The 25064-nt window shown below is 65.0% G+C and carries 21 protein-coding genes; 12 read left to right on the plus strand and 9 right to left on the minus strand.

Going from position 1 to position 25064, the window contains the following annotated elements; genetic code table 11:
* Positions 1-44 precede the first annotated feature (44 nt).
* The 4 genes from GR158_RS10985 to GR158_RS11000 all read left to right on the plus strand — a co-directional run bounded on the left by GR158_RS10985 (position 45) and on the right by GR158_RS11000 (position 4194).
* A complete protein-coding gene (locus tag GR158_RS10985) occupies positions 45-941 on the plus strand; it encodes a fructose bisphosphate aldolase (protein WP_160871121.1) in 897 nt (298 codons plus the stop codon).
* Between the two features lie 59 nt (positions 942-1000).
* Entirely contained in the window at positions 1001-1909 is a 909-nt protein-coding gene (locus GR158_RS10990) for a LysR family transcriptional regulator (protein ID WP_160871224.1), read from the plus strand.
* A 117-nt stretch (positions 1910-2026) separates the two neighbouring features.
* Entirely contained in the window at positions 2027-3052 is a 1026-nt protein-coding gene (mgrA, locus tag GR158_RS10995) for an L-glyceraldehyde 3-phosphate reductase (protein WP_160871122.1), read from the plus strand.
* Between the two features lie 80 nt (positions 3053-3132).
* Positions 3133-4194 (plus strand): aldo/keto reductase, encoded by a 1062-nt coding sequence (locus GR158_RS11000; RefSeq protein WP_160871123.1) that lies wholly within the window; start codon positions 3133-3135, stop codon positions 4192-4194.
* Positions 4195-4244: 50 nt separating this feature from the next.
* Here GR158_RS11000 and GR158_RS11005 read toward each other — a convergent pair whose 3' ends face one another.
* Positions 4245-4745 (minus strand): gluconokinase, encoded by a 501-nt coding sequence (locus GR158_RS11005; protein ID WP_160871124.1) that lies wholly within the window; start codon positions 4743-4745, stop codon positions 4245-4247.
* A gap of 22 nt (positions 4746-4767) precedes the next feature.
* Positions 4768-5523 carry an SDR family oxidoreductase gene (locus GR158_RS11010; RefSeq protein WP_160871125.1) on the minus strand — a complete coding sequence of 252 codons (756 nt, stop codon included), beginning with the start codon at positions 5521-5523 and terminating at the stop codon, positions 4768-4770.
* Between the two features lie 334 nt (positions 5524-5857).
* On the opposite strand from GR158_RS11010, the gene GR158_RS25255 reads away from it, so the two are divergent.
* On the plus strand, positions 5858-6283 hold the full coding sequence (locus GR158_RS25255) for a hypothetical protein (RefSeq protein ID WP_210253301.1): 426 nt from the start codon (positions 5858-5860) through the stop codon (positions 6281-6283).
* A gap of 31 nt (positions 6284-6314) precedes the next feature.
* On the opposite strand, the gene GR158_RS11020 is transcribed toward GR158_RS25255, so the two are convergent.
* The 4 genes from GR158_RS11020 to GR158_RS11035 all read right to left on the minus strand — a co-directional run bounded on the left by GR158_RS11020 (position 6315) and on the right by GR158_RS11035 (position 10246).
* Entirely contained in the window at positions 6315-6833 is a 519-nt protein-coding gene (locus GR158_RS11020; protein ID WP_160871127.1) for a hypothetical protein, read from the minus strand.
* A 141-nt stretch (positions 6834-6974) separates the two neighbouring features.
* Entirely contained in the window at positions 6975-8171 is a 1197-nt protein-coding gene (locus tag GR158_RS11025; protein WP_160871128.1) for a M20 family metallopeptidase, read from the minus strand.
* Positions 8158-9336 (minus strand): M24 family metallopeptidase, encoded by a 1179-nt coding sequence (locus GR158_RS11030; protein WP_160871129.1) that lies wholly within the window; start codon positions 9334-9336, stop codon positions 8158-8160. The genes GR158_RS11025 and GR158_RS11030 overlap by 14 nt, the downstream gene beginning before the upstream one ends.
* A gap of 43 nt (positions 9337-9379) precedes the next feature.
* Positions 9380-10246, minus strand: a complete 867-nt coding sequence (locus GR158_RS11035) for a DUF1989 domain-containing protein (protein ID WP_160871130.1) — start codon at positions 10244-10246, stop codon at positions 9380-9382.
* 225 nt (positions 10247-10471) lie between these two features.
* On the opposite strand from GR158_RS11035, the gene GR158_RS11040 reads away from it, so the two are divergent.
* Positions 10472-11062: a YqaA family protein gene (locus GR158_RS11040; RefSeq protein WP_134651048.1), complete on the plus strand. Its 591-nt coding sequence runs from the start codon at positions 10472-10474 to the stop codon at positions 11060-11062.
* Here the strand turns inward: GR158_RS11040 and GR158_RS11045 are convergent.
* The 3 genes from GR158_RS11045 to GR158_RS11055 form a co-directional block, all read right to left on the minus strand.
* Complete coding sequence (locus GR158_RS11045; RefSeq protein ID WP_160871131.1) at positions 11041-11697, minus strand: 4'-phosphopantetheinyl transferase superfamily protein; 657 nt, start codon at positions 11695-11697, stop codon at positions 11041-11043. The two genes, GR158_RS11040 and GR158_RS11045, sit on opposite strands and share 22 nt — an antisense overlap.
* Positions 11694-15665 (minus strand): Pls/PosA family non-ribosomal peptide synthetase, encoded by a 3972-nt coding sequence (locus GR158_RS11050; RefSeq protein WP_246665633.1) that lies wholly within the window; start codon positions 15663-15665, stop codon positions 11694-11696. Before GR158_RS11050 ends, GR158_RS11045 begins: the two co-directional genes overlap by 4 nt.
* Positions 15666-15964: 299 nt before the next feature.
* Entirely contained in the window at positions 15965-16867 is a 903-nt protein-coding gene (locus tag GR158_RS11055) for a LysR family transcriptional regulator (RefSeq protein WP_160871133.1), read from the minus strand.
* 130 nt (positions 16868-16997) lie between these two features.
* Here GR158_RS11055 and GR158_RS11060 point away from each other — a divergent pair, with 130 nt between their 5' ends.
* The 6 genes from GR158_RS11060 (at position 16998) to GR158_RS11085 (ending at position 24882) form a co-directional block, all read left to right on the plus strand.
* Positions 16998-17771, plus strand: coding sequence for an SDR family oxidoreductase (locus GR158_RS11060; RefSeq protein WP_160871134.1), 774 nt, complete (start codon positions 16998-17000; stop codon positions 17769-17771).
* 62 nt (positions 17772-17833) lie between these two features.
* Positions 17834-18100: a hypothetical protein gene (locus tag GR158_RS11065; RefSeq protein ID WP_160871135.1), complete on the plus strand. Its 267-nt coding sequence runs from the start codon at positions 17834-17836 to the stop codon at positions 18098-18100.
* A gap of 194 nt (positions 18101-18294) precedes the next feature.
* Positions 18295-19686, plus strand: coding sequence for a sigma-54 dependent transcriptional regulator (locus GR158_RS11070; protein ID WP_160871136.1), 1392 nt, complete (start codon positions 18295-18297; stop codon positions 19684-19686).
* Positions 19679-21694 carry a HAMP domain-containing sensor histidine kinase gene (locus tag GR158_RS11075; RefSeq protein WP_160871137.1) on the plus strand — a complete coding sequence of 672 codons (2016 nt, stop codon included), beginning with the start codon at positions 19679-19681 and terminating at the stop codon, positions 21692-21694. The genes GR158_RS11070 and GR158_RS11075 overlap by 8 nt, the downstream gene beginning before the upstream one ends.
* A 232-nt stretch (positions 21695-21926) precedes the next feature.
* Positions 21927-23579: an OFA family MFS transporter gene (locus GR158_RS11080; protein ID WP_134651040.1), complete on the plus strand. Its 1653-nt coding sequence runs from the start codon at positions 21927-21929 to the stop codon at positions 23577-23579.
* A gap of 274 nt (positions 23580-23853) precedes the next feature.
* Positions 23854-24882: a substrate-binding domain-containing protein gene (locus GR158_RS11085; protein WP_160871138.1), complete on the plus strand. Its 1029-nt coding sequence runs from the start codon at positions 23854-23856 to the stop codon at positions 24880-24882.
* The last annotated feature ends 182 nt before the right edge of the window (positions 24883-25064 follow it).

The raw sequence follows: 25064 nt of genomic DNA on the forward strand, positions 1-25064 counted from the left end.
ACAGGCCCGGCCGGAGCGAAGCCGGTAAAACAGGAGGAGGCGAGATGACCGATCCGAAAATGATGTCGCAGATGGAAGACAAGCCCGGATTTATCGCCGCGCTCGACCAGAGCGGCGGTTCGACGCCGGGTGCGCTGAAGCTCTACGGCATTGCCGAGACCGACTATGACGGCGATGAGGCGATGTTCCGCCTGATGCATGAGATGCGCGTGCGCATCATGACCGCGCCGGCCTTCTCCGGCGACCGGGTGATTGGAGCGATCCTGTTCGAAAAGACGATGGATGGCGAGGCGGGCGGCAAGCCCGTGCCGACCTATCTCTGGGAAGACCGCGGCGTCGTGCCGTTCCTGAAGGTCGACAAGGGCCTTGCGGCAGAAGAAAACGGCGCACAGGTGCTGAAGCCGATGCCCGATCTCGACGCGCTGCTCAAGCGCGCGACCGCCAAGGGCATATTCGGCACCAAGATGCGCTCGGTCATCGCCAAGGACGACAAGGCCGGTGTCGGCGCGGTCGTGCGCCAGCAGTTCGAGATCGGCCGCCAGATCCTTGACCACGGCCTCGTCCCGATCATCGAGCCGGAAGTCTCCATCGGCAGCCCCAGCAAGCAGGAGGCGGAAGCGCGCCTGCGCGACGAACTCGCCCGCGAGCTGGATGCGCTGCCGGCCGGCACGCGGGTTTTCCTCAAGCTCACCCTTCCGACCCAGGCGGATTTTTACAAGCCGCTGGTCGAGCACAAGGCCGTCGCGCGCGTCGTGGCGCTGTCGGGTGGCTACAGCCGTGCGGATGCCTGCGAAAAGCTCAGCCGCAACCACGGCATGGTCGCCAGCTTCTCCCGCGCGCTCACGGAGGACCTGCGCGCGACGATGGACGACGCGGCGTTCAATGCGAGCCTCGGGAAGACGATCGAGGAAATCTACGCGGCGAGCGTCAACAAGACCTGACCGCGCTTTGACGCGCTCCGTCGCGCGATTTATGACGGGGCGAGGGGGTGACGGTGAGCATGGTTTCCAATCGCAACGAGCTATCCGATCTGGCGGTGTTCCTCCAGATCGTTCGCGCCCGCAGCTTCCGCAAGGCCGCCGACCAGCTTGAGATCTCCGTGTCCGCCCTCAGCCACCGCATGAAGGCGCTGGAGGCGAGGCTCGGCGTGCGGCTCTTGAACAGGACGAGCCGAAGCGTTTCCCCCACGGCGGCGGGATCCGCACTGGCCGAGAAGGTCTCGGCCGGTCTCGATCTCATCACGAGCGGGCTGGAGGAGTTGCAGGGCCGCTTCAGCGGTATCGCGGGCAGCGTGCGCATCAATGTGCTGCGCGATGCCGTCGACCTGCTGCTCACGCCGGTGTTGCCGCTGTTTCGCGAACGCTATCCGAATATCGAGCTGGAAATCGCCTCCAACGACTACTTCGTGGACGTGACGGCGGAGGGCTTCGATGCGGGTCTGCGCTACGCCGGCACCATTCCCGAGGACATGATCGCCGTGCCGGTGACGGAGGCGCTGAACTGGGTGGCTGTGGCCTCGCCCGCCTATCTCGCCCGCTCGGGACGACCCACCAAGCCCGAGGACCTGCTGTCGCACAACTGCATTCGTATCCGCACGGGGCGTGGGCAGATCTATCACTGGGAATTCGAGCGCGGCGAGGACAAGCGGCAGATCGATGTGCCCGGTGCGCTGATATCGGGCTCGACGGATGTCTCGGTGTCGGCGGCGCTATCGGGCATCGGCATCGCCTATTGCCTGGAGAAGGTGGCCGAACCGTATCTGCGGGCCGGTCGGCTGGAGCGCGCGGTGCCGGACTGGTCGTCGCTCGGGCCGCCGCTGGCCTTCTACTATTCCAGCCGGCGGCAGGTGCCCTACGGTTTGCAGGCGCTGATCCAGACCATTCGCGAAGTGCAACCGCGCCATCGTTGAGCCTGGCTCAATGATCCGTTGAGCGATTGGTCATTGATGCAATGATCGCGACGGCGTACCCCTGATGCCGGACTGCCGGAGCCCGGTCCCGCCCGGCTGAAATACAAAGGAGACAGCATGTATCTCGCCAATCCCAACCGTTACGACGGCACCGATTATCGCCGCAGCGGAAACGCCGGTCTCCGCCTGCCGCCGATTTCGCTCGGCCTCTGGCACAATTTTGGTGGCATCGATCTCTTCGAGACCGGCCGAAGCGTCGTGCGCCGCGCTTTCGACCGTGGCGTCACGCATTTCGACCTCGCCAACAATTACGGCCCGCCGCCCGGCTCCGCGGAAGAGAATTTCGGCGTCATCCTGAAGAAGGATTTTCGCCATCACCGTGACGAGCTCGTCATCTCGTCGAAGGCGGGCTGGGAGATGTGGGACGGGCCCTATGGCCGCGGCGGCTCGCGCAAGCACTTGCTCGCGTCCCTCGACCAGAGCCTGCAGCGCATGGGTCTCGACTATGTCGATATCTTCTACTCCCACCGTCCGACGGAGGATGTGCCGCTCGAGGAGACGATGGGCGCGTTGATCCAGATGGTGCGGCAGGGCAAGGCGCTTTATGTCGGCCTGTCCTCCTATGGGCCGGAGCGCACCCGCGCGGCCGAGCGCATCCTGCGTGCCGAAGGCGTGCCCCTGCTGATCCATCAGCCGTCCTATTCCATGCTCAACCGATGGATCGAGGACGGCCTGCTCGACACGCTGGGCGAACTCGGCGTCGGCTGCATCGCATTCTCGCCGCTCGCGCAGGGTCTGCTCACGTCCAAATATCTCAATGGTGTTCCGCAGGACGCGCGCGCTGCCCGCGCCGGCTCCTTCGACGAGGCACTGCTGAGCGAAGGCAACCTTGCCCGCGTGCGCGCGCTGAACGAGATCGCCAAGCGCCGCGGCCAGTCGCTCGCCCAGATGGCGATCGCCTGGGTGCTGCGGGATCCACGCGTGACGTCCACGCTGATTGGCGCGCGAAACGTCGCCCAGCTCGACGATTCGCTTGATGCGTTGCAAAATCTCGCCTTCAGCGAGGAAGAGCTGAAAGAAATCGATACCCACGCCACGGAAGGCGGCATCGACCTCTGGCGCGACATGATCAGCGCGAAATGACGCGGTTCTGAAACGCAGCCTGCGCCGCACCCGGCTCACCGTGTGCGGCGCAGGCTCTGCAATCTGAAGGGAGAAGGCGAATGGAATATCGGCAGCTTGGCCGCTCCGGCCTCAAGGTTTCGGCAATCACCATGGGCACCATGACCTTCGGGGGCGTGGGCTGGGCGAAGACGGTGGGCGATCTCGGCGTCGCCGATGCGCGCCGCCTCGTCGACCTCTGCGTCGATGCCGGGGTGAACCTCATCGACACGGCGGATGCCTATTCGCAGGGCGTGTGCGAGGAAATTCTCGGCGAAATCCTTGGCGGCCCGCGCCGAAGCGGCGTCCTGATCGCTACAAAGGCCCGCTTTCCGATGGGCGACGGCCCGAATGACAGCGGTCTGTCGCGCCAGCACCTCATCGCCGCCTGCGAGGCAAGCCTGAAGCGGATGAAGACCGACGTGATCGATCTTTACCAGGTGCACGAATGGGATGGCCTCACCCCGCTGGAAGAGACCATGGAAGCGCTCGATACGCTCGTGCGCCAGGGCAAGGTGCGCTATATCGGCTGCTCGAACTTCTCCGGCTGGCACATCATGAAGGCGCTCGGCGTGTCGGAGCGCGACAGGCTCCAGCGGTTCGTGAGCCAGCAGATCCACTATACGCTGGAGAGCCGCGACGCAGAAAACGAGCTCGTTCCCATCAGCATCGACCAGGGCCTCGGCATCCTCGTCTGGAGCCCGCTCGCCGGCGGCCTTCTCTCCGGCAAGCATCGCCGCGATCAGGGTGCGCCGGAAGGCACGCGCCAGTTTGCCGGCTGGACGGAGCCGCCGATCCGCGATGAAAACCGCCTCTGGTCCATCGTGGAGACGCTGGTGGCCATTGCCGGAGAGCGTGGTGTCTCGGCCGCACAGGTGGCGCTCGCCTGGCTGCTTGGCCGCAAGGGCGTGACATCCGTCATCATCGGCGGGCGCACCGAGGCACAGTTCAAGGACAATCTCGCCGCCGCGGAGCTGAAGCTGAGCGACGAGGAACGTCGTCGTCTCGACCAGGTCAGCCAGCCGTGGCTGCAATATCCCTACTGGCACCAGAGAAACACCGCCAACGACCGTCTGGGCGAAGCCGATCTCAGCCTCATCGCGCCCTATCTGAACGGCGCCTGATGAGATCGACGATCCCGTGCGACCGATCACATTGATGTCGCGCGGGATCGTCACCCGTTCCCGGCATCATCCCGGGTGGTCTCTTCAAGTCTCGTGGCGATCGTCCCGACCAGCACGTCCAGCGGTGCATCGATGTCCACGGTGACGGCGCTTTCATCGGCCTCCGGCGGCTCGAGCGCCGAAAACTGGCTGTCGATGAGGCTCGTCGGCATGAAATGCCCGGCGCGGGCGCCCATGCGCCTAGTGATCAGCTCGCGGCTGCCGGCAAGGTGCACGAACGTCACGGGGGCGCCGGCCTCTGCGCGGATGTGGTCGCGATAACGACGTTTCAGTGCCGAGCAGCCGATGATCAGGATGCCCTCCGGCTTTGCCAGTTGTCGGCCCACAAGGGTGAGCCATGGCCACCGGTCCTCGTCCGTGAGCGGTTCGCCGCGGCTCATCTTTTCGATATTCGCCTGCGGATGCAGGTCGTCGCCATCGAGATAGCGGGCGCCGAGACGTGCGGCGAGCGCCGCCCCGACGGCGGATTTGCCAGAGCCGGCGACGCCCATGAGGACGATGCGCCGGGGCGTTTCAGAGCGAGGCCGTGATGCCGCCATCGACATAGAGCGTGTGTCCATTCACGAAAGAGGAAGCGTTGGAGGCGAGGAAGATGCAGGCGCCGACGAGTTCCTCGACCTTGCCCCAGCGCCCCGCCGGCGTGCGCTTTTCCAGCCAGGTGGAAAAGGTTTCGTCGGCGACGAGGGCCGCATTCAGCGGCGTCTCGAAATAGCCGGGCGCTATGGCGTTGCATTGCAGACCGTATCGCGCCCAGTCCGTCGCCATGCCCTTGGTGAGATTGCCGACGGCCCCCTTGGTGGCCGTATAGGGCGCGATGCCGGGGCGCGCGAGCGCGGTCTGGACGCTCGCGATGTTGATGATCTTGCCCGTGCCGCGCGCGATCATGTGGCGGGCGACAGCCTGTCCGACATTGAAGACGCTGGAGATGTTGGTCTTCAGCAACCGCTCGAAGGCGTCGGCGGGAAAGTCCTCCAGCGGCGCGCGGTGCTGCATGCCGGCATTGTTGACGAGGATGTCGATTGCGCCGACCTTCGCCTCGAAGGCATCGATCGCGTCGCGCACGGCTGCGTGATCCGTGACATCGAAGGCGAGCCTGTGGCTTGCACCGATCTCGCCTGCGGCTGCCGCGAGCTTGGTTTCGTCACGGCCGTTGAGCACGACATCGGCGCCTGCGGCCGCAAGGCCCCGCGCCAGAGCCAGGCCGATGCCTTGCGAGGAGCCCGTGACGAGGGCACGTTTTCCGGTCAGATCGAAGAGTTGGATGCTCATGGGCGAGACCTTAAGCGAATGCCCATGCCTAGCCAACGGCTTTACATGGATCAAGTCATCCTGAGGGTCGTGGCCCCTCGTCATACGGGTGGTGGCCGTGCCACCCCAACTGCGGGACTGCGTCGCGCAAGCACAACCTGTATTACATAATCTAAATACTTGCCGGATCACCTGCGAGATCGGTGAGGCATTCATCCCCGCCCTCGATCAGTTGCGCCTCGATTTCAACGCTTCCGTCGCAACGCTCCGGACCGCGCTGCGAAAGGTCGGTGAAAACGCCTTCAGCATCGATGCGTCGGCCGGCGAACTGAGCGAAGCGGCGTCCAATCTTTCCATGCGGACCGAAAGACAGGCCGCGTCCGTGGAGGAAACGGCCGCGGCCCTCGACGAGATTACCGCGACGGTGAAGAGCTCCGTGGCCCGGGCCGAGGCGGCCGGCCAGATCGTCGCGCGGGCGAAGGCCAGCGCCGAGCTTTCCGAGACGGTCGTCAAGCGCGCCGTCGCGACCATGGGCGAAATCGAATCCTCCTCGCGTGAGCAGTCGACCGGCTCTGCGGAGATCAACGCCGCCGTCGGTACGGTCGATCAGGGCACGCAGCAGAATGCCGCGATGGTGGAGCAGACATCGGCCGCGAGCGCCAACCTCGCCTTGCAATCCCAGGCGCTCAATGCGCTTTTGGCCACCTTCCAGCTCGGCGGAACAGTGCTGTCGCCTCGTCACGCAACGGGTCGCACCGCCGCCAGGCTTGCCGCGGCCTGAGCACCGGCCACGACGTTGTCGGCGCAGGACTTCAGTTCAGCAGGGTGCGCCGTAAGGTTTGCAGCGTTTCGGCCTGTTCGGGCGTCGGCTCGCCCTCGACCGAGGCCACCGCGTCGGCAATGGCGATCAATTCCTGACGTTCGGCGATATCGAGCCTGTTCAGCCAGAGATCCCGGAAGCGTCGGATCGGGTCCTGCGGGTTTACGACGTTGCGGGTCGCCCAGTCGGCGAAGATCATCACCTCGTCCATGTCCTGGGGTTTGATGATCCCGTTCATACGCGTCCGGATGACGGCCGACGCCTGGTCCTTGGCATGCGGCTTCTCGGCCGCAAGGGCCAGGAAGAACGCCACGGCGGCGATGGCCGGATCGGCAATCGAGGCGAGCGGCGCCGCTTCCGCCTTCTGGCGGAACTGCTTGCGCTTGTAGGCGCCGCGCATTCTTTCGATCGAGTCGATCACTTCGCTGCCGGCTTCCCGCACCATCTTGAAGCGCCAGTACCAGACCGCCGCACCACCGAGCACCATCACCAGAAGACCCACAAGATGCATCGCTCAAACCTCGTTTCGATTGCTGTCGTTCAGGGGCATACCCTGTCGGGACGGCTAAGCCGCGCAATCAATTCGATATTTCTTTCGATAATCTCGGCGGTACGCCCTTTGGCTGGGTGTGATCGCGCAAGGCGCCGCCGCCTAGCGCGGCTTTTCGAGAAAGGCGCGTGCAGCTTCGGCAAGCACCATCGCGCCCTTCGGCAGGGCGGTCTCGTCGACGCGGAACTGCGGGTGATGCAACGGATGGACGGCGTCGATATCGGCGTTGCGGATGCCGAGGCGGAAATACACCGATGGGCACTTCTCGCTGTAGAAGGCGAAATCGTCGGCGGCGGTCCAGCCCGGCGCCATCAGGACATTGTCGCTGCCGACAACCGTCGCACCAGCGCGCTTGATGATATCGACCATGTCGGGGTCGTTGACGACGGCCGGCTCGCCACGCCTGATATCCACGGCGACCTCAGCGCCATGGGCGGCCGCAATACCGGCGAGAACCTGCCGCAGCCTTTGCCACGCCTTCTGCCGCGTCTCCTCGAGCCCGCTCCGGATCGTACCCCTGAGGCGGACTTCGGAGGCGATGACGTTATAGGCGCCGCCGCCTTCGATGCCGGTGACGGACACGACCAACGGATCGTAGGGATCGATCTCGCGCGCCACGATCTTCTGCACCTCCGTGACCATGGAACAGGCGACGGCAATGGCGTCGACGCCGTCGGACGGCTTGGCGGCATGCGCGGAATTGCCGGTCACGACGACATCGAAATTGTCGCAGGCCAGTGTGTAGGGGCCCACGCTGACGGCGACCCGGCCGGCCGGCGTATAGGGATCGACGTGGATGCCGATTGCGGCATCCACGTCATCGAGCAGGCCTTCTTCGATGACGCGCCGGCCGCCCAGCGGCTCGGCCTCCTCGGCGGGCTGGAAGATCAGCCGGACCGTGCCGCTGAAGCTCTCCCGGTGCGCGTCGAGCAGCACGGCGGCGGCATAGCCCATCGCCGCGTGGGCGTCGTGTCCGCAGGCATGCATGACGCCGGCCCGCTCGGACGCGAACGGCACGCCGGAAGCCTCGGTGATCGGCAGCGCATCGATATCGGCGCGGATCACCACCTTGCGGTTCGATGGTCCTGCGGTGCCGACGATATCCACGGCAAGGCCGAACCCGGCCACGGGACGGACTGTCTCGAAGCCCGCATCGACCAACGCTTCCCGCAGATAGGCCTGCGTCTCGCGTTCCTCGTTGGACAATTCGGGATGGCGATGCAGATGGCGGCGGATGTCGATCATCCGGCCTGCCAGCGCCGCATTCATCTTCATGCCGGTATCGTCAGGCTTTGACATGGATATCCCGCGGGAAGCGCGTGAGGGTTTCGCAGCCGCTATCGGTGACGAGGATGGTCTCGCTGACCTCGATGCCCCAGCCGTCCATCCACATGCCGAGAATGGAGTGCAGCACGTTGCCGGGTTTCAGGATGGTCGTGTCGCCGGGGCGCAGGCTGATCGTGTGTTCGCCCCAGTCCGGCGGATAGGCGACACCGATCGAATAGCCGATGCGTGATTCCTTCTTGAGGCCATAGCGCTGGATGACCTGGCGCCAGGCCGCCTCGACGGCTTCGGCCGTCACGCCCGGCCGGATGGTCTCGAGAACGGCTTCCATGCCCTCCAGAACCGCCTTGCTCGTGTCGCTCACCTTGGCGGGCATGGCGCCGAGCTGCATCGTTCTGGCAAGACCCGCCGTGTAGCGGCGCACGACACCCGCCAGTTCAAGCGCCACCGTTTCGTTTTCGCCAAACCGCCGGTCGCTCCACATGACATGCGGCGCCGACGCGTTCTCACCGCCGAGGATGGTCGGCGGCAGCGCGGTGATGTCGCCGGCGAAGTCCGGCGAGCCGGCGACCTGCGCGGCCTGGATCTTCGCGATGGCGTCGCATTCGCGAACACCGGGTGCGATGACATCATAGGCGGCGGTCACGGCAGCCTCGGCCAGACGCGAGGCCTTGCGCAGATAGTCGATCTCGGCAGGCGATTTCACGCTGCGCACCCAGTTCACCAGTAGGTCCGCATCGTGGAAGGTCGCATTCGGCAGGCCGGCGGTGAGGCGGGCATGCGCCTTGGGCGAATAGTAATAGGCTTCCAGCTCAATGCCGATACGCCCCTTGCCCCAGCCCTTGTTGGTCATCCATGCGGCGATCCAGTCCATGGGATGGCGGTCGGCGCGCTGGACGTGGTCTTCGGGAAATCCGACCACGTTTTCCGGCTTCATCCACGCCGTGAGCAGGCCACCGGCCGCATCCATGGCACGGCCGATCCAGACGGGCTCCTCGTCTGCCAGCGGCACGAGCACCACCTGCGGCGTATAGAAGGACCAGCCGTCGTACCCGGTGATGTAATGCTGGTTGGCGACGTCGTTGACGATGAGCAGATCGAGATTGCGGCGTGCCATCTCCGTTCGGATGGCCTGGAGACGGGCCTTGTATTCCGTCAGCGCGAAGGGAAGCTGGATCATGAAGAACACATCCTGTTCATAGGGAGCGATGGTCTAAGGCGCGTTAGGCCTGAACACCGTGGCTGCGGTCGTAGCCGTTGCGGGGCGGGGACTGCCAGCTTTCCGGCAGGCGCTTGGGCTTATAGATCTCCACGATCATGGGGTAGCAGGCGGCCGTGTCGGAGGAATGCTGCGCCGAGCAGTCGCCGCCGGGGCAGGCCGACATGCAGCCGAGAAGATCGATTTCCGCGAAGAATTCCAGGTAATCACCCGGCCGCACCGGGCTCGCCTTCATGAAATACTGCCCGGTGTCGCGCGTGAAACCGGTGCACATGAAGACGTTCAGCACATCGTGCACATGGCGCTCGGCCTCGGCGAGCGGCAGGCCGGTTTTCTGCGACAGCGCGCGCGTGAGATTGGAATGGCAGCAATGGTGGTACTGGCCGCCGTTGCTCAGCAGGTTGTTGGTATAGGGGTCGCAGCGCGTGCCGATGACATCGTGCACCGATCCGCCGAATTCATCGAAGCCGTACCAGTCGAGCGTGTCGTGGGTGATGGTCGCGATGGGCCGCATATAGGGGAAGTTCGAGAAGAGCTGGTCGCCGAGCCCGACATGCGTTCCGTTGAGCGCGCGCGTCTTGCCGCTGAAGAACCGCTCCTCGATGTCGTGCAGGTTGAACAGGTTGAGATCGCCGACCTGCGGCCCCTCGGAACACAGCATGCGGCAGAAATGGCCGGCCGGCACCTCCCAGGTTGCAGCCTCGCGCGGTGGTATGACCACCGTCTCCACGAGCTCCATATCGTCGCGCACGGCACGGTAAGCGGCAAGATCGGCCAGCGGCAGCGTATCACGCGGATAGCAGACCACCGGCTGGATCGCCTTGCGTGCGCTGGCGTCGGATGGCGGTTGCGTGATGGGATCTGGCTTCATGGGTCTCCGTCCTGTTTACCGCTGACGTTGTCTGTTTCGGCGCGAGCATAATGGCCAATAATTTGATCGGATAATCAATGTTCTTCATGCATCCGGCCGGCGATCCCCACGGTTTGTCGCGAAGGGCCATTGGCGGTTGGCCGGTGCTTCACTGGATTTCGGCGAACGAAGCGTGTAGGCAGCGGTCACACCCTCCCAGCCACCTGCCGCAGATACCCGAGCCCCATGTTACGAAAACTCTATGCCTGGACCCTCTCGCTTGCCGGCCGCAAGGCTGCGGAAGTGTGGCTTGCGGTCATCGCCTTCGTCGAAAGCTCTGTGTTTCTCGTGCCGGCGGACGTGTTGTTCGTGCCGATGGCGCTGGCCCGGCGCGAGCGGGCCTATCGCTACGCCTTCGTCGCCACGGTATCGTCCGTTGCGGGCGGGATCGCGGGCTGGCTGCTCGGCTATTACGCTTATGCGACCATCGCCGTGCCGGTGCTGGAATTCTACGGCAAGCTTGAGGCCTTCGAGCGGTTGAAGGCGCAGGTCACGGAAGAACAGCTCAACCTGCTTCTGGTCACATCCGGGCTTGCGCATCTGCCGCCGATCAAGATCGTCACCATCCTGGCGGGCGTGGTGCATATCAAGCTGTGGCACTTCATCGTCTCGGCGGTCATCGCGCGCGGCCTGCGCTTCTATCTGCTCGCCTTCCTGCTGCGCCGCTACGGCGAGGCGATCCAGGCTTTCGTGGAAAAGCGCCTCGGGCTCATTCTGGGCGCGGTCGCCGTCCTGCTCGTGGTGCTCTACGTCGCCTACAAGATGCTGCTCGGCTGATCTTCCGTCGAGACGGCCAGCACGACCACGCGGGGATGAAGGCAGAAGAACAACCGCATGCCGTGGCCGGTCGTGGTGATGGCCCGGCCGCGTGCGAAGTCCACGCGGATATGCTCATAGCCGAGGATTTCGCCGTCGAGCGGATGGACGGCCTTGTACACGGCCTCCTTGGCGCTGAAGAGGGCACGCCCGGACAGCATCGGCTCGACGCCGCCGACCGCATCGCCGTCATGGAAGACGAGGGCGGCGATGTCGTCCGGCAACGGATCGGCTGGCTCCACATCGATCCCGACCGAGGGAATGTCGGCCACCCTGGCGATGGCCGCCACCGCCATTTCGTCGTCATGGGCAAGCGAGCCGATCACGCCTGGCGGCCAGAGCGGAGCGCCCGTCGCCGACCGGCCTATGATGGCGTCTGCCATCCCCTCGTTCTTCAGCAGATGCCGGGCAAGGGCGCGCGCGGCACCGCTGGCGCGCCGGGCGGCGGGCCGTCGGGCTCGAAGGGCTGAGGCCTCTTCGGGAAGGAGCAGCGCCTCGTCGCCCTCGCGGATAAGGCGGCAGCCGAGGCGGATGCCCGCCGGGGCCATCCGCTCCATTGCGGCTGACAGCGCGACGTGCCGCGCGCTGTCGCTCATTCGGCCTTGACCGGCTTGACCCAACCATGGAGCTTGGCGGGGTTGCCGCGCCAGATCGAGTTCGGTTCGAGGATCTCGCCCTTCATGACGAAGCAGTCGACATCGGCAATGGAGCCGTCGCCCATGGTGACGCCATAATGCACGAAGGCGGCCGGGCTCAGCGTGCACCCGTTGCCGATGCGGATATGGTCGGACTTGAAGGCGCCTTCCTCCAGCGAATGCGCCTGGATGACGCAGCCCTCGTTGAGCGTGGCGTCGTCGCCGATCTCCACCAGCGAGCGTTCGGTGAGGTTGGCCCCGCCGTCATAGACGCGCTTGCCGACCTTCACGCCCAGCGCCCGCAGGATCATCGGGCGGAAGGGCGTGCCGGCGAAGAGGCGCACGATGGGCGAATCCGACAGCTTCCAGTGGCGCTCGTGCCGCCAGAAGGCGACGTCGTAGATGGTCGTCACCTGCGGCTGGAGCTTGCGGAAGCCGAGGCTCGCCCATTCCATGAAGATGTAGAAGGGAATGGTGATGGCGCCCGTCAGCACCACGGCGGCGAACAAGGCGACATTCGCCCATTCCGTATAGTAGTTCAGCGCGCGGTCCCAGATGGCGAGCGTCACGAACAAGGTCGTCCACTGCACGGCGATGAACATCAGCGCGGTGGCGAGGTTGTGGCGGTTCTTGTGCGGCAGGCGCGCGCGGCGCTCCTCGTCGCTCACGCCCTGGATGAGCTCCTTGTCGCGCTTGACCATGCGCGGGATCTCGAAGGGTGGCGAGCCAAGCAGGCCGACATTCTCGCGCAGCGGCCCGTCGATCGGCACCATGACCTTGGTGCCGAGAAGCACGTTGTCACCCGTCTTCCCGTCCGGGGGATAGAAGATGTTGTTGCCGAAATAATTGCGCTCGCCGACCTTGGTATGCTCGAGCCGGAAGGCGGAAGCCGACTTGTGGACGTTGATCATGTAGAGACCGTCCGACACCATCGTGCCCGTGCCGATCTCGCAGAACAGCGGGTTGTCCTGCTGCTGGTTGCTGCCGAAGTTGGAGCCGGTCTGGACTACCGTGTTGAGGTTCCAGCCAAGCGCGCGGATATAGTGCACGACGGCCGAACTGTCGCCGAAGATCAGATTGAGCAGCCGCGCGTTCGTGCAGGCCTCGACGATCGATTGCAGCCAGAAATGGAAGCCGTAGAGCCGGTAGACGCGGCCCGGCTTCAGGACGAGGCTGAACAGGCGCGGCAGCGCCAGCGCCGCAAACAAAAGCGCAGCGATGAGGATGAAGAGCGTCACCGTCGTGCCGATGGCGACGATGCCGATGGATTCCTGGTAGTCGTCGCTGACATTCTGCCAGTAGCTGTGGAACAAGAGCGGGAAGGGTGTCACGACGGCAAACAGCGTGACCAGCTGCACCGCCTCGTAGAGGAAGCGCCTTGTCTTCGACAACGTGACGACGGGAACCGCGCAATAGTCGGCCGATGTCGGAACGGCCGGCGATCCGTGCCAGTGCGCGTCATCGGGAATGTGCTGGCCGCGCTGGAGCGAGGAGCCATGCCCGAGCTGCGCCCGGTCGCCGATTGCGGTGTCGATGTCGATCATGCAGCCGACGCCCACAAAGGCATCGCGGCCAATGGTGATGGGAGCGGTATGGATATAGCCGGACTGGGCGCGGTATCCGAGAACCATCGATTCCTTGCGCAGGATCGCGTTTTCGCCGATGGAGATGAGGTCGGTGCAGACAGGCACGGCCCGGCATTCGACGGTCGTGCTGCGGCCAAGCCGCGCGCCGAGCAGGCGCAGATAGAGGCTGTAGAGCGGACTGCCGCGGAACAGCACGACGGGTGCGGTGCGGATCAGCGTCTTGACGACCCAGAACCGATAGTAGCGCAGGCCCCAGATCGGAAAGCTCTCGGCCTTCCATCGCCCGACCAGCAGCCACTTCATCGCCACGGCGAAGCCCGACATGCCGAAGAACACGGCAGCCGACAGCACGGCGCATCGGAAATAGAGCTGAACCGGGTCGTCCAGCATGTCATAGACCCAGTTGAGGCCCGAATTCAGGATCCAGAAGCCGAAATAGCTGTAGAGGCCGTAGAAGGCGAGCTGGGCCGCACCACAGGTCCAGTAGACGAGGTTCGAGGCGCGGTGCGTCAGGCACGGCTCCTCCGGGAGCGACACGTCCTCCTGCGGACCGCGCAGGTGGCGGGCGAGCCCGGCGACCGTCGGATGCATGTAGATATCGCGCATCGAGGTGCCGGCCCATTCCCTGCGCGTGCGCAGCCTGGCGCAGAAGCGCGCCATCAGCAGGGAATTGGCGCCGAGATCATCGAAGAAATGATCCTCGACATAGATATCGTCCATCTTCAGGACGTCGCGCAGCGCCTCCGTCATGAAGCGCTCATCGTCCGTGGTCGGCAGGATTTCCTTGCGCTCGCCGCCGAGCCTGAGGCCGGAGGGCTTGGGAAGCTTGCGGGTGTCCACCTTGTCGGACACGGTCATCGGCAGCGCCGGCAGCTCCTCAAGGAACGACGGCACCATGTAGTCGGGAAGACGCTGGCGCAATGCCTTGGCCAGATCGGCGCGCACGATGGCGTCCGCGCCGGATTTCAGCGCGTAGTAGCCGACGAGTTCCACGCGGCCGGGTTCCATTTCCCATGTGGTGACGGCGGCCTGGGCGATGCCCGGCTGGTCGAGCAGCATGGCCTCGATCTCGCCGAGTTCGATACGGTAGCCGCGGATCTTCACCTGGGTGTCGATACGGCCGTGGTATTCGACCTCGCCGTCGGCGTTGATGCGGCCGAGATCGCCGGTGCGGTAGATGCGTTGCGAGGGATTGTTCGGCAGGCCGAGAAAATCGGGAATGAATTTCTGCGCCGTCAGGTCCGGGCGGTTGAGGTAGCCGACGGCGACCCCGATGCCGGCAATGCCGATCTCGCCGAGTTCGCCGGGCGCCGTCAGCTGCGGCGCATCGGCATCGAGGATGACGATGGAGTAGGTCGGCAGCGGCGCGCCGATGGTGACGGCGCGGTCGGGCGACAGGTAGCCCATCGTGGCCGTGACCGTCGCCTCCGTCGGGCCGTAGGTGTTCAGGATCTGGCGGCCGGGCTTCGACCAGCGCGTGACGAGATTGTGCGGGCAGGCCTCGCCGCCGACGAGGATGGCGCGCAGGCTCGGCACGTCGCTTTCGATGGAGGACAGGAGCGTCGGCGAGCAGGCCATGCAGGTGATCGCGTTGGCGCGCAGGAAGTCCGCCAGCTCCTCGCCCACCAGCGTCATGCGGCCGGGGGCGGGCACCACGGTCGCACCGGCGGCGAACGGCACCCAGATTTCCTCGGTGGAGAAGTCGAAGGCGATGGTCATGCCCTGGTAGACCCGGTCGCTCGGGCGATAGCCGTAGGCATGCGCGGCCACGCGCACGAAGTTGCAGATGCTCTGGTGGCGCACCGCCACGCCCTTGGGCCGGCCTGTCGTGCCCGACGTATAGAGGATGTAGCAGATGTCGTCGCCGGCGGTGTCGACGGCCGGCGGCGTTGCTGGATAGCGGGCGGTCTCCTCGCCGCCGGCGGTGACCACGACGTGCGGCACCGCAAGCGTTGCGGCGCGCGGCGCATAGCCGGCAACGGTGACGACGAGGCGGACCCCGGCATCCTCGACGATCAGCGCCATGCGCTCATCCGGGAAGGCTGGCGCCAGCGGCACGAAGGCGGCCCCCGCTTTCATCACGGCGAGGATGGTGATGTAGGTCTCGGCGGAACGGTCGAGCAGCAGCGCGACGCGGTCGCCGGGGGCGACCCCGCGTTCGGCCAGCAGGCGGGCAAGGCGGTTCGCCTCCGCATCCATCTCCCGGTAGCTCCAGACCCTGCCGTTATCGAGAACGGCGGGCGAGTCGCCAAAGGTTGCCGCCAATCCCTCGAAGACGCCGGAAAGCCGCTCGCCAGGATGGCCGGGATGGGGAAAATCGGGACCGCAGAGGATTTGCGGCATGAGGCCGCTCACCGTGGTTTCGACAGCGCCCTGGGTGAGGCCGCGCAAAAGGGACCCTGCATCATTCATGTTCTAAAATCCTGCTTGTGCCTTGTCCGGCGAACTGGCGTTCGGCAGTGGCGCGCCTGTGGCGCGGGACCGTTCGAATCGCCTGGCGGGGGCCGTTGCGACTGCCGTCATCGTCGAGGTGGCGCCATACGCCCCGCTCTAGAAAAAGAAAAGTGGCTTTTTGAGGCGGAAAACGCGCCGCCGAGAAATTCTGTTTGCTGTTGTGCCGCCGCACCATGGCGGCGCGCCTGTCACGGCAGAAGATGCTGTTTCAGCAGGGCTTCGAGCCATTCAATAAAGACCTGGAGGCGCTGCGACAGGAACTGCCGGTGCGGATAGAGCAGGGTCATCGGCATCGCCTGCGGGCGATGGTCCGGCATGACCTCGACGAGTTCGCCCGCCTTGATATGGCGGCGCACGTCATAGGCCGGAATCTGGATGAGGCCGAGCCCCGCAAGGCAACAGGCGATATAGGCTTCCGCGCTGTTGACCGTAACGCGGCTCCGGACGGTGAGGGTCCGCAACGCGCCGTCCTCCAGCCACTCCCACTCCTCGACGCGGCCTGATGACGGGGAGGCGTAACTGATGGCCCAATGCGCGGGGAGGTCGCCCGGCGCTTGCGGCGTGCCGTGGCGTGCCAGGTAGGCAGGGCTTGCGACATTGATCAGCGGCAGCTTGCCGACGGGTCGGGCGATCAGTCCGGAATCGCTGAGCGGCCCCACGCGCAGCACGCAGTCCAGGCTGTCTTCGTAAAGGTTGACCGCGCGGTCGGTGACGCCGAGGCTGATATCGATCTTCGGATAGCGCTCCAGGAATTCCGGCAGCGCAGGCGCAATGATCAGCCGGCCGATCCGGCCTGGAACGTCGACGCGCAGCATGCCGGACGGCTGGGCGGCGTCGTGGCGGAACAGGCTCTCGGCCTCCTCGACATCGAAGATCAGCCGCTGGCAGCGCTCATAGAAGGCAAGGCCCTCCTGCGTGGGCGAGACGCGCCGCGTTGTGCGTTGCAGGAGGCGCGCCGAGACGCGGGTCTCGAGCTCCTGAACTGCCGCCGAGACCGATGATCGCGGCATGCCCAATGTATCGGCGGCCCGGGTGAAGCTGGAGCACTCGATTACCCGGCAGAAGATACGAAACAGGTCGATCCGGTCCATCGCGCTCGATCATTGTTCTTGATTTCTGACAAGTGATGTCATGATAGACCGCTTTATCCCGAAATCCTAGACCGTAGATTGATCGTGTAAGCGCGGCATAAGGCCGTGCCAGAGAAGGAGATCACCTCCCATGACCGATCATAGCATCAAGGGCAAAACCGTCATCATCGCCGGCGGCGCGAAGAATCTCGGCGGCCTGATTGCCCGTGACCTCGCCGAGCACGGCGCCAGGGCCGTCGCCATCCACTACAACAGTGCTGCCAGCAAGGCCGATGCGGACGCGACCGTCGCCGCCATCAAGGCCGCCGGCGCAGAAGCGGTCGCCTTCCAGGCCGACCTCACCTCGGCGGGCGCCATGGAGAAGCTCTTTGCCGATGCCGTCGCCGCCGTCGGCAAACCCGATATCGCCATCAACACGGTCGGCAAGGTGTTGAAGAAGCCGATCGTCGAGATCACCGAAGCCGAATATGACGCCATGAGCGCGGTCAACGCCAAGTCGGCTTTCTTCTTCCTCAAGGAAGCCGGCAAGCATCTGAACGACAACGGCAAGATCTGCACGCTCGTCACTTCGCTTCTCGGCGCCTACACGCCGTTTTACGCGAGTTATGCCGGCACGAAGGCTCCGGTCGAGCATTTCACGCGGGCCGCATCGAAGGAGTTCGGTGAGCGCGGCATCTCGGTGACGGCAATCGGCCCCGGCCCGATGGATACGCCCTTCTTCTACCCGGCCGAGGGCGAAGATGCCGTTGCCTATCACAAGACGGCGGCGGCCCTGTCGAAATTCTCGAAGACCGGGCTCACGGATATCGAGGATATCGTGCCATACATCCGTTTCATGGTATCCGAGGGCTGGTGGATGACCGGCCAGACCATTCTCGTCAATGGCGGTTACACCACCAAGTGACGGGATGGCCACCGGCGGTCCGTCCCGCCGGTGGTCTTTTTAATCTCAACGGGAGACGCCCCATGCACATGCTTCTTGTCATCGCCGGCGGGGTGATCCTGCTTGGCGTTTTTGCGCTGTTCGGAAAGCTGTGGGGCGCGGATGTCGCCGGCATCGCCGCGGGCGCCCGCCTGTTCATCCCGGTCTGGCTGGTGGTCGCGATCACCAACATGTGGGTGGGCGTCACGAAGGCGGGCTACACCGTCGCGCAGGAGCTGCCGATTCTTGCGGTGGTTTTCCTCGTTCCGGCGATCCTTGCCGCCGCGCTTGCGTGGCAGCTCGCGAAGTGATCGTCGTCTCCATCCTCCGTTAGGAACAGGAAAACGCGCAAGCCCGTTTCTTTTCCTCCTGCGCTCCAGGCCGCCGTCCCGCACAATAAAAGGGCGTGATTGGCCATGCGAGCAGCAGCCCGGCCGCCTTGTGCTTGCGGCCGCGGCTTCTTATGGTGGCGGCGTGATGCGAATGACCGCCGGGAGGGAACCAGGTGTCGAGTGAAGCCGCGCGCGTGCCGCGCGACACGTCCGTCGATCCGGAATTCGGCCCCTGGCTGGCGCAGGCCTCGATCCTGGTGGTCGACGACGAGCCCGGCATGCGCAACTTCCTGATGCGGACACTTGGGCCTCGCTGCGCCCGGCTGGAGCTGGCGGCGGATACCGAAGAGGCGTCGGTGAAGCTCGACCAGCACCATTTCGACGTGGTGATCCTCGACAACATCATGCCCCGCAAGAACGGCGTGGAGTGGCTTGCCGAACAGCGCGCCATCGGTTTTTTTGCCGATGCCATCCTGATGACGGCCTATGCCGACCTCGAGACGGCCATCCAGGCGCTGCGGGCCGGCGCAGTCGATTTCATCCTCAAGCCGTTTCGCTCCAACCAGTTGCTCAACGCTGTCGCCCGCTGCCTGGACCGCATCCGCCTGCAGCGCGAGAACTATGTGTTGCGCTACGAGCTGAAGGCAGCGTCCGACCACATTCTGCTGCGCGACCGGCTGATCGGGCAGTCCTCGGCGATCGCCCGCGTGCGCGATGCCATTGCGCGCGTCGCGCCGCTGCCGACCACGGTGCTGCTCACCGGGCAGTCGGGCACGGGCAAGGAGGTGGCCGCACGCTCGTTGCACACGCTCTCCGACCGGGCGCTCAAGCCCTTCGTCCCCGTCAACTGCGGCGCAATCCCGCCCGACATGATCGAAAGCGAACTCTTCGGCCATCTGAAGGGCGCCTTCACCGGTGCCGAGCGGGCGCGCGAAGGTCTGTTCCTGCATGCGCAGGGTGGCACGCTCTTCCTCGATGAGATCAGCGAAATGCCGATGGCCACGCAGAGCAAGCTGCTGCGCGTCCTGGAGGACCGCAAGGTGCGGCCCGTGGGCTCCGAGCGCGAGGTGCCGGTCGACCTGCGGTTCGTTTTCGCCACCAATGCGGAACTGGAGAAGGAGGTGCAGGCCGGCCGCTTCCGCGCCGATCTGTTCTTCCGCATCAATGTCATGCAGATCCATCTGCCGCCGCTCAAGGAGCGGGACGGCGATGCGGTGGAGCTTGCCGCGCTCTTCATGAACAAGCTGTCGGCGCAGCTCGCCATGCCGGCCGTGCCCATCGACGATGCGGCGCGCCGTGCGCTTTCGAGCTACGACTGGCCGGGCAACGTGCGCGAGTTGCGCAACCTCATCGAGCGCACGCTGATCCTCGGCCGCTTCCCGGAGGGTTTCGGTTCTGCGATCACGTCCCCCTCGGCCGGCGATGGCGGATCGCTTGCCGATGTCGAGCGGCGCCATATCCTTTCGGTGCTCGCCGCCTGCAACGGCCAGAGGGACGATGCCGCACGGCAGCTCGGCATTTCGCGCAAGACCATCGAGCGCAAGCTGGCGGCCTGGGATGGCTGAGGTCGAGCCCGCCGGGGTCGTGCGGCCCGCGCGCTCCGTCCGCTACCGGCTGCTCGCCATCGCGCTCCTGCCGATGCTGGTCATCCTGCCGCTCCTGCTCGGGGTGACGGTGTATCGCTGGAACGAGAAATTCGACGCGACGCTGATCTCCAAGGTCAATGGCGACCTGACCATCGCGCACCAGTATCTCGCCCATATCCTCGACAACACCGGTGAACATGTCACCGCCCTTGGCGGCTCGGCCCGCTTCCGCGACGCCGCAGACGACCCCGCCGCGCTCAAGGCGCTGCTCGACGATGCACGGGCGCGGCTTGAACTCGATTTCCTCTATGTCATGCAGCCCGATGGCCGGCTCGTCGCCTCCGTCATCACAGAGACGGCGGATAGGCTGCGCACCGACTGGCCGGTGATCCAGGATGCGATCGCGGGCAAATCGGCAACCGGCATCGACATCTTCGAGAATGCCGATCTCGAGCGGCTATCATCGGATCTCGCCGCCCGCGCGCGTCTGCCGCTCGTGCCCACGCCCAATGCCGTGCCGACCGAGCGACAGGAGGAAACGCGCGGCATGGTCGTGCAGAGCGCGAGCCCCGTGACGCTCGGCGGCGGGCGTGGCGCGGTTCTCGTCGGCGGCATCCTGCTCAATCAGAACCTCGTCTTCATCGACACGATCAACGACCTCGTCTATCGCGAGGCGAGCCTGCCCGAGGGCAGCCAGGGCACGGCGACGCTCTTCCTCGATGACGTGCGTGTCAGCACCAATGTCCGGCTCTTCGAGGGACGGCGTGCGCTCGGCACGCGCGTTTCCTCCGCCGTGCGCGCCGCCGTGCTGGACGAGGGGCGGACCTGGCTCGACAGCGCCTTTGTCGTCAACGACTGGTACATCTCCGCTTACGAACCGATCGTCGACAGTCACGGCAAGCGGGTCGGCATGCTCTATGTCGGCTTCCTGGAGGCACCCTTTACGGCGGCGAAGTACCAGACGGTCCTGACCATCGTGGCAGCCTTCTTCGCGATTGCCGCGGCCAGCGTACCGATCTTCCTGCGCTGGGCGCGCGGGATCTTCAAGCCGCTGGAGCGCGTCGATGCGACAATCGCGCGGGTGGAAAGCGGCGATCTTGGCGCGCGCACCGGGCCGGTGGACAGCCAGGACGAGATCGGCCGGGTCGCCGTGCATCTCGACGCGCTGCTCGACCAGCTCGAACGCAGCGACCAGCAGCTGCGCGGCTGGAACGAAGAGCTGAACGCCCGTGTCGACGAGCGAACGCGCGAACTCCAGCTCGCCAACCGCAAGCTGGAGGCCACGACCAAGCAGCTCATCCTGTCCGAAAAGCTCGCCGCCATCGGCGAGATCACCGCCGGTGTGGCGCACGAGATCAACAACCCGATTGCCGTCATGCAGGGCAATCTCGAGGTCGTGCGCTCCGTGGTGGGAGACCGGGCGGAACTGGCCAAGGTCGAGTTCCAGCTGCTCGACGAGCAGATCCAGCGCATCAGCCAGATCGTCACCAAGCTCCTGCAATTCGCCAAGCCCGAGGAATTCGCGGGCGTCATCGACCGGCATGCGCCCGGGCTGGCCGTGGCCGATTGCCTGCCGCTCGTCCAGCACCTCCTTGCGAGGGCCGACATATCCGTGACGCTCGACAACACGGCCGCCCGGCAGGTTCTGATGAACCGCACAGAGCTTCAGCAGGTGGTCGTCAATCTCGTGGTCAACGCCATCCATGCCATGCCGGATGGCGGGCGCCTGACGATCAAGACGCATGACAGCGATCGCGAGGGTCGCCCCGGCGTGGAGATCGTCGTCAGCGATACGGGCGTCGGCATGGACCCGGAGCTCGCCGCCAAGATCTTCGATCCGTTTTTCACGACCAAGCGGCAGGAAGGCACCGGGCTCGGCCTGTCGATCAGCCAGACGCTGGTGCGCCGTCAGGGCGGCAGCATTTCGCTGGCCAGCCTGCCGGGTGAGGGCGCGACCTTCACGGTCTGGCTGCCGGAGGCGGAGTGACCGGACACTTTGTCCGGATTTTAGGACAATTTGTCCGGTTTCCGGGGCGCATATTTCTTAACGGTTTGATATAAAAGGAAATATTCTCTGGCATGGCACTTGCAGAGGTGCGTGCGGGAGGGCCGGTGGCCTGCGCTCACATGGGGGTGCGGCCTTGGACGCCGGAAGGACATTCAGCCACCTCCCGCCACGAAATCTTCGCATCCGAGGGGTGCGTTGCGGAGGAGACACAATGACTGCATCGACCGAGACCTATGTCGGCGGCAATGGCGCCGGCATCCTCGACCGGGAGCGCATCATCGCGAAACCCGGCTTCAACCGCTGGCTGGTTCCGCCGGCTGCTCTCGCCATCCATCTGTGCATCGGCATGGCCTACGGCTTCAGCGTGTTCTGGCTGCCGTTGTCCAAGGCCATTGCCGGCGATCCCGATCCGGCCTGCGCCGACATGAACCTTCTGTCCGCGCTGTTCACCACGAGCTGCAACTGGCGTGTCGCCGATCTTGGCTGGATCTACACCCTGTTCTTCGTGCTGCTCGGCTGTTCGGCCGCGATCTGGGGCGGCTGGCTGGAGCGGGTCGGCCCGCGCAAGGCCGGTTTTGTCTCGGCCTGCTGCTGGTGCGGCGGCATGGTCGTCGCAGCGTTCGGCGTCATGACCCACCAGCTGTGGCTGATGTGGCTGGGCGCCGGCTTCATCGGCGGCATCGGTCTCGGCCTCGGCTACATTTCCCCGGTGTCCACGCTGATCAAGTGGTTCCCCGACCGCCGCGGCATGGCCACCGGCATGGCCATCATGGGCTTCGGCGGCGGCGCCATGATCGGCGCGCCGCTTGCAAACATCCTGATGAACGTCTTCAAGACGGATGTGAGCCCGGGCGTGTGGCAGACCTTCCTGGTCATGGCCGCGATCTACTTCTGCTTCATGATGGGCGGCGCCTTCGGCTACCGTATCCCGCCGGCCGGCTGGCGTCCGGAGGGCTGGACGCCGCCGGCTTCCAAGACCACCATGATCACCACCAAGCATGTACACCTGCGCGATGCGCACAAGACCATGCAGTTCTGGATGATCTGGATCGTGCTGTGCATGAACGTGTCCGCGGGCATCGGCGTCATCGGCATGGCCTCGCCCATGCTGCAGGAAATCTTCGGCGGCCGCCTCATCGGTCAGCCCGAACTTTCCTTCGGTGATCTCAGCCTCGAACAGAAGGCCGCCATTGCCGCAATCGCGGCGGGCTTCACCGGCTTCCTGTCGCTGTTCAACATCGGCGGGCGCTTCTTCTGGGCGTCGCTGTCCGACAAGATCGGCCGCAAGAACACCTATTATACGTTCTTCATCCTCGGCATCGTGCTTTATGCACTGGCGCCGACCTTCGCCGACATGGGCAGCAAGGTTCTCTTCGTCTGTGCCTTCGCCATCATCCTGTCGATGTATGGCGGCGGCTTCGCCACCGTGCCGGCCTATCTCGCCGACATCTTCGGCACGCAGTTCGTGGGCGCCATCCACGGCCGGCTCCTGACCGCATGGGCGACCGCCGGCATCGTCGGCCCCGTCGTGGTCAACTATATCCGCGAGGCGCAGATCTCCGCGGGCGTGGAGCCCGGCCCGGCCCTCTACAGCGGAACGATGTATATCCTCGCGGGCATGCTGGCCGTGGGCTTGATCGCCAATGCGCTGGTTCGGCCGCTTTCCGACAAATGGTTCATGTCGGACGAGGAGGTCGCCTCCCTGCAGGCCAAGACCGCGGCGGCGAATGCCGGCCCGACCGGCTCGTTCGGCATCGGCACAGGCGGCTTCGACGCCAAGGCGGCCGTCGCCTGGGCCATTGTCGGCCTGCCGTTGCTCTGGGGCATCTGGGTTACGGTCAAGAACACCGCAGCCCTGTTCTAGCCTGCGTCTTCAAGCACAAACAGGAGCCCCGGTGAGAGCCGGGGCTTTTTGCGTTTGCAGATAGCGCACGGATACACACGAGAGCGGGAAGGTCGTTTTCGACCGTTTGCGTGAAATATATTTCTTGATGTGAATTATATTGACAATGCTTCGAGCTTGCCGTTAGCTGCCCTCCATCGGATTTCGAGGAGGAATTCCGGTCTTCATGCAAACATCGGCGCGGTTGCTGCGCCTTGGGGTTATTTGGGAGGGGCTTCGGCCTCAAGGAGGAAACGTGCGCACTTTTTTCACGACGACCGCCATGGCGGTTCTTGCGACGACGCTTTTTGCCGGTGCGGCCGCTGCCGAGACGGAAAGCCCGTTCCGCTGCAAGCCGGGCGAGAAATACGTCATGAACGTCATGGTATCCGGCGTCGAATACTGGTTCCCGGTCTATGAGATGTTCAAGCAGGCCGGCCAGCAGATGGGCTGCGAGACAGAATATACCGGCACACCGGAATATGACGTCAACAAGCAGATCGCCACCTTCGACCAGGCGCTGGCGCAGAACCCGGCCGGCATTCTCGTGCATCCGATGAATTCGGATCCGTTCATCGAGCCGATCAACCGCGCCATCGAACAGGGCACGGCCGTCGTGACCTTCGCCGCCGACTCGCCGCTGTCGAAGCGCGTTTCCTTCATCACCTCCGACAACACGCGCGAAGGCACCTATGCTGCGGACGCGATTGCCGAGAAGATGGGCGGCAAGGGCGAGTATGCGGTTCTGGAAAATCCCGGCCAGGACAACCACGACAAGCGCATCGCGGCCTTCATCGCCCGCATGGAAGAGAAGTGGCCGGATATGAAGCTTGTCGGCCGCGCGGCCTCCAACCAGGATCCGACCAAGGCCTATCAGGGTCTTTCCAGCATCATCCAGGCCAATCCTAATCTCGGCGCCGTCTTCATGCCGGAGGCGAGCTCGGCCATCGGCGCCGCACAGGCGGCAAAGGAAGCGGGCGGCAAGGTTCTCGTCATGTGCGCGGACGTCAACGCCAACATCCTCGACATGATCAAGGCCGGTGAGGTCTTCGGCTCGATCAACCCGAACCAGGGCATGCAGGGCTATATGGGCTTCATGCTGCTGTGGCTTGCCAAGCATCCCGAGCTGATCGATCCGATGAACGACGCCAAGCGCGCGGGCTTCAACCCGATGAGCATCCCGGTCGTCGATAACGGCCTGTCCGTCGTGACAGCCGAAAACGCCGACGATTTTTACTGGGACAAGTATCTGAAGCGCCGCGGCACCAAGGGCATCGAGGAGTAATCTCCGCTTAGGCGCGGAAGGGGTGGGTCGGTCGGCGCCACCCCCTCATCCGGCCCTTCGGGCCACCTTCTCCCCGACGGGGAGAAGGAAACGAGGTGTCGGCGGTCTTCCCCTTCTCCCCGTCGGGGAGAAGGTCCCGGCAGGGGGATGAGGGGGGGATTGCAATGCGTGACCTGCATATG

Source organism: Shinella sp. AETb1-6, from assembly GCF_009826875.1.
GTDB lineage: Bacteria > Pseudomonadota > Alphaproteobacteria > Rhizobiales > Rhizobiaceae > Shinella > Shinella sumterensis.